This window comes from Ferviditalea candida, assembly GCF_035282765.1.
Lineage (GTDB): Bacteria > Bacillota > Bacilli > Paenibacillales > KCTC-25726 > Ferviditalea > Ferviditalea candida.
This window is the reverse complement of record NZ_JAYJLD010000077.1, coordinates 1-3059: the sequence shown is the minus strand read 5'-3', so window position 1 is coordinate 3059 and position 3059 is coordinate 1. Positions and strand designations below refer to the sequence as shown.

The 3059-nt window shown below is 45.7% G+C and carries 3 protein-coding genes; 1 reads left to right on the top strand and 2 read right to left on the bottom strand.

Translation table 11 applies throughout. The features are described 5' to 3' along the window. Positions 1-1137, top strand: a 1137-nt coding sequence (locus VF724_RS21015) for an RHS repeat-associated core domain-containing protein (RefSeq protein ID WP_371756190.1), incomplete at its 5' end; no start/stop codon positions are given. 268 nt (positions 1138-1405) lie between these two features. Here the strand turns inward: VF724_RS21015 and VF724_RS21010 are convergent. After that, positions 1406-1804, bottom strand: a complete 399-nt coding sequence (locus VF724_RS21010; protein ID WP_371756189.1) for a transposase — start codon at positions 1802-1804, stop codon at positions 1406-1408. Positions 1805-1877: 73 nt separating this feature from the next. After that, positions 1878-2600, bottom strand: a complete 723-nt coding sequence (locus tag VF724_RS21005) for an IS110 family transposase (protein ID WP_371756188.1) — start codon at positions 2598-2600, stop codon at positions 1878-1880. Positions 2601-3059 lie beyond the last annotated feature (459 nt).

Below are 3059 nucleotides of genomic sequence, written 5' to 3'. Positions count from 1 at the left end.
ATCGGCTACATCGGCGACCTCGGCACAGGCAACGGCAGCCCGGGCTCGCTGCAGGGACCGGTGGATGAGAACGGCAATATTGTGCCGGATTATACCCCGGATAACAACAGCGATCCGCAGAACGGGAGCGGAGGAACGCTTACGGGAAGTACGCTTGACGGAACACTTTCCGACAATACGCTTTCCGATTCCACCGAAACAATGACCGATACGACAACCAGCACATCGACAGCAGGAGATACGATTGTCGGCGTCGAACAAGAACCGACAGAGGACATCACCACGGAACTGGTGAAGCTGAATCCGTATCGCTATGCGGGATATTATTGGGACCGCAAGACGCAATATTATTATCTGCAGGCCAGATACTACGATCCGAGGAACGGAAGGTTCCTGTCGGCGGATACGTATCGGGGTGAAATCCAAAACCCACTTAGTTTACATTTGTATGCCTATGCTTTCAACAATCCGGTAAATTATGTAGATCCGAGTGGGCATGATGCAATAATAATTACTGCCAGTGCTGCAGCAAGTAGACTTGGACATACTTCTGTAATCTTTCAAAACGCCAATGGTGATTGGTATTACACATATTGGGGAGATAAGACAGTACTTAGTATGAAAGTAGATACTAGTGCACTGATTTCATTAAATAATTTTAATGCTTGGCTTGATAATAAAGAAAATTTCAATACTGCTAATGAATTCGAGGGAAGCACTCATGGATATACCAGTAGTACTTATATAAAAGGAAATTTTACCAATTCGTTAGAGTATTTTGAAGATTTAAAGAGAACATATGATAAAATAGATCAAGATGGGGTGACAACTGGCTATAGGTTACTCTATAATAACTGCCTTCAACAAGAATTAATTGCTCTAAAAAAAGGAAAAACAAATGACGGTAGGCCTATTTCGGATTTTCTTACTGCTACGGCTACTAAATATGTAACTATTCCCAATGCAGCCGAAGGGGCATTTAAAAATGAATTTTATAATAATGCATTTACTATGCAAGAGTATACAGATCAATTAAACCGACAATTGTCGCAACTTCAAAGTTCTTGGTTTAGCAGATTTTTTAAATCTGGTACGATTTACAATATAAAATCCTTATTGAGTGAACCTACAAACTAAAGCAATGCTTAGAAATTGAGACGGACTGCTTAGTCCGTCTCGACCTTAAAGCACAGCGGTAATATGTCAAGGGGTTGATTCATGAAAAATGGAAAATAATCAGCACAAATTGCACTTTGAACCGTAAAAAGGCAATAGCAAATTAGACCCGTCCATATGTCAAAATTTTCAGACATGGTTTTCATACGGGTGAATTGTAAAAGGAGTAGGATTTTGGAAACCGGTTAGTGGTTCCTCCTCTCCGGTGGTGTGTACAATGTGTTGGTTTTCAGTAGCATGAATACCAACCGTACCAATTTTCGCGCGGATAAGACGAGGGCTCTTTTGTGCTTATGCTTTGGAACTTCGTCGTACTTCTTCTGGTAAAACGCACTGTACTCAGCATCATGCTTGCGGACGGAGTCCGCTGCCTGGACGAGATAGTAAGGAGATATTTATTGCCGGTATCCATGCGAGAAGTTTCTTCCGCTTCAAATTCACCGGACTGGTTCTGGTTCCATACGAGACCGGCATATTTCGCTAAATCGGCGTGATTCGCAAAGCGATCAATACCGCCGACCTCCGCTAGGATGTCCGCCGCGAATACGGGGCCAATGCCCTTCACGGAGGTAAGTGTTTGCGGAACGCCCTTCATAATCTTTGCGATCTCTTTGTCTAGCTTCTTCACTTCGGACTCCAAGTGCTGGATCACGCTAAGTGTCGTAGCTAGAGAGATGTTTACCGGATCGGCCATCGCTTTATCAAGCCGGTAGGAAAAGCGGGCGATCTTCTTTAAGTAAGCCGCGATTTCCTCCGGGTTTCTCAAAGCGGTTCTTGCCTTTATCTTGTAAGAATTCAATGAGTTCTTCCATCGACATCGCCATGATTTGATCCGGCTCAAGTTCTTGAATAACGGCCAGACTGGTGTTGCCGAACGTATTGGAAAACGGGTTATCCTGACGCATCCCGCTGAACTTCAAAAAGACCTGATTCAGAAAATAGGTCTTGTCCCGTTTAATGTTGTTCATTAAGTGAAATCGCGTGCGGGTAAGGCGCTGCAAGGCTTCGTATTGGATAATGTCTTTCATCTCGTGGGGCAGTCGTCCAAATCGCAGATGGTCTGCAATTACCCAGGCATCGATGCGGTCGTTTTTCAGAAGGGTGTCGTATCCATTCTTGAAGCGAGCCACCTTTCTTGCATTTAAGACATAAACTTGGGACTTCACGTTCGGCTCGTAGCTTTGCAACTCGTTCTTCAGATAATGCGCAAGAGGCCATCCGAGATTGGATGTGGCCTCCATCCCGATGTGAAGATTCTCCAACCTCTCTTTACTCGCTATGTCTAACATTTTACGAATCAGGGTGTCCGCCCCGGTTTGATCATTAGACACGGAGAAGGAAGCGAGCGATCTTCCGGCTCCATCCATGAACTGTACATGGTGGGAGCGTAAGCTTACGTCTATACCAATCAGCATTGGTGACATGGAATCACCTCCTGTTGAGAAATAATCAAGCTGATCTCAGACCTGGGTGCCCGTGGAAACCACCGACTTCTGCCTCGTCATCAGCACTCATCCGTAACGCCCGACAATTGCGGGTGCTACTCCCCAAGCGGTACGGCGGCGCAACCAGCGGTTAGAACATGAGTGATGGGTCACGGGTAACGGGCTTTTTTGAGCAGTACCTCACGGTCCGCAAGGAGGGGAAGAAATTTCCCGAGAAAAGCTTGTCGACCCCATTGTTCCACAGGCAGGTCCGAGTGTAAAGACCTACGAGCATTCTTGCTGCCATGCGACTTCTCGCATGAAGAACAGTAGGTTATGGAATTGTCAAAGAGCGCATGATGTTCGCCGCTTCATTATATGGCGGGAAATAGCCATGGATTCGCCATTCGGTTTGGCGGAGCCAAACCGAAAATGTACCCGACAATAGCCTAATCCCTT

Bases quoted from the DNA above. Each gene is read 5' to 3' on its own strand.
- VF724_RS21005 (WP_371756188.1), bottom strand. From the start codon at position 2,600: ATGTCACCAATGCTGATTGGTATAGACGTAAGCTTACGCTCCCACCAT.